The 1806-nt window shown below is 69.8% G+C and carries 3 protein-coding genes; all 3 read left to right on the forward strand.

Annotated elements, in window-relative coordinates:
* Window positions 1–314: protein phosphatase CheZ (locus ACE3QP_RS21690; RefSeq protein WP_374439156.1), on the forward strand; the 314-nt coding region annotated here is incomplete at its 5' end.
* Window positions 315–441: 127 nt separating this feature from the next.
* The gene (flhB, locus tag ACE3QP_RS21695) at window positions 442–1605 is read left to right on the forward strand and encodes a flagellar biosynthesis protein FlhB (protein ID WP_374439157.1); all 1164 of its coding nucleotides are present in this window, start codon (window positions 442–444) and stop codon (window positions 1603–1605) included.
* The coding region (locus tag ACE3QP_RS21700; protein ID WP_374439159.1) for an FHIPEP family type III secretion protein at window positions 1602–1806 on the forward strand (205 nt) is incomplete at its 3' end. The genes flhB and ACE3QP_RS21700, both read left to right, overlap by 4 nt.

Here is a 1806-nt window from a genome sequence, read left to right on the forward strand (position 1 = left end):
CCTCGGGCGCGGTGATGAATTTCGTCGGCGACGTCGAGGCCGCCACCGCGCGCATCGACCAGCACCTCACCGACATCATGCTGGCGCAGGATTTCCACGACCTCACCGGCCAGGTGGTGGCCAAGGTCGTTTCGCTGGCCACCGAGCTGGAAGACAGCCTGGTCAAGCTGCTGGTGCAGGCCGCGCCGCCCGAGCAGGCGCAGAAGGTCGAGGCCGCCGTGCTGAATGGGCCGGTGGTGAACCCGGAAGGCCGCACCGACGTGGTCAAGGACCAGGCGGAAGTCGACGACCTGCTGGCCAGCCTCGGTTTCTGAGCGGGAACTGCGTCACATCCCACCGAGAGGGCCGCGATAAGCGGCCCTTTTTGCGTTCTCTTCCGGCTCAAGTTCGCAGGACCGCCCGGAACAATGGCCTGGCCCCCTTCGAACGGGGCGTCACGCCATGGCCGACCAGGACGCACAGGACCGCAATCTCCCAGCCTCAGCCCGCAAGCTGCAGAAAGCGCGCGAGCAGGGCCAGGTGCCGCGCTCGCGCGACCTCGGCCACTTCGCGGCCATCGCCGTGGGCGGCGCGGTGCTGGTGGCCGCCATGCCCTGGGCCACCGGCTGGCTGAAGGCGCATCTCGCGCAGGCGCTGCAGTTCGACGCCCGCACCGTGGCCAACCCGCAGGCCATGCTCGAACGACTGGCCGAGCTGACCGCCACGATGATGTGGATGGTGCTGCCGCTGGGCCTGCTGATGACGCTGGTGGCCGTCGGCGTGAGCGCCGCCTCGGGCGGCCTGAACTTCACGCTCGAGCCGCTGCAACCCAAGTTCGCCTTCCTGAACCCGATCGCCGGCGTCGGGCGGCTGTTCTCCAGGCAGCAGCTGATCGAGACGCTCAAGGCCTGCCTGCTGGCGGCCATCCTCGGCACGATCGGCGCGCTCTATCTCAAGGCCCACGTGGGCGACTTCGCCTCCCTGCTGGGCATGAGCCTGCCGGCGGCGGTGGAGTCGGGCGCGAGCACGGTGCTCGGCGGCCTCGCCCTGCTGGTGCTGGCGCTCGCCGCCTTCGCCGGCATCGACGTGCCGCTGCAGCGCAAGCTGCACGCCGACCGCCTGAAGATGAGCCACCAGGAGGCCAAGCAGGAGCACAAGGAGTCCGAGGGCAACCAGGAGGTCAAGGGCAAGCAGAAGGCCAAGATGCGCGAGGTCTCGCGCCGCCGCATGCTGGCAGCCATCCCCAAGGCCGACCTGGTGGTGATGAACCCGACCCACTATGCCGTGGCGATCAAGTACGAGGACGGCAAGATGGCCGCGCCGCGCGTCGTCGCCAAGGGCGTGGACCTGCTGGCGCTGAAGATCCGCGACCTTGCCAAGGGCGCGCAGGTGCCGGTGCTCGAGGCGCCGATGCTGGCGCGCGCGCTCTACGCCCATACCAAGCTGGACCAGGAGATTCCGCAGGCGCTGTTCGCCGCGGTGGCCCAGGTGCTGGCCTACGTCTACCAGCTGCGCGCCGCGCTCGCCGGCCGCGGCCCCGCGCCTGGCGCGCTGCCCGAGTTGCCGGTGCCGCCGGAGCTCGATCCGCACAACACCCCGGCGCCTGACATGGAGCTCTACGAATGAACCCGCTCGCCCAGCAACTGCGCTCCATGCTCGGCGCCGACGGCCGCGCGCTGCGCGCGCTGATGGCGCCCGTCGCCGTGGTGATGATCCTGGCGATGATGGTGCTGCCGCTGCCGGCCTTCGCGCTGGACCTGCTGTTCACCTTCAACATCGCGATGGCGCTGATGGTGCTGATGGTGGCGGCCTACATGATCAAGCCGC

This window comes from Inhella sp., from assembly GCF_041912635.1.
In the GTDB taxonomy this organism is placed as follows: Bacteria; Pseudomonadota; Gammaproteobacteria; order Burkholderiales; family Burkholderiaceae_C; genus Inhella.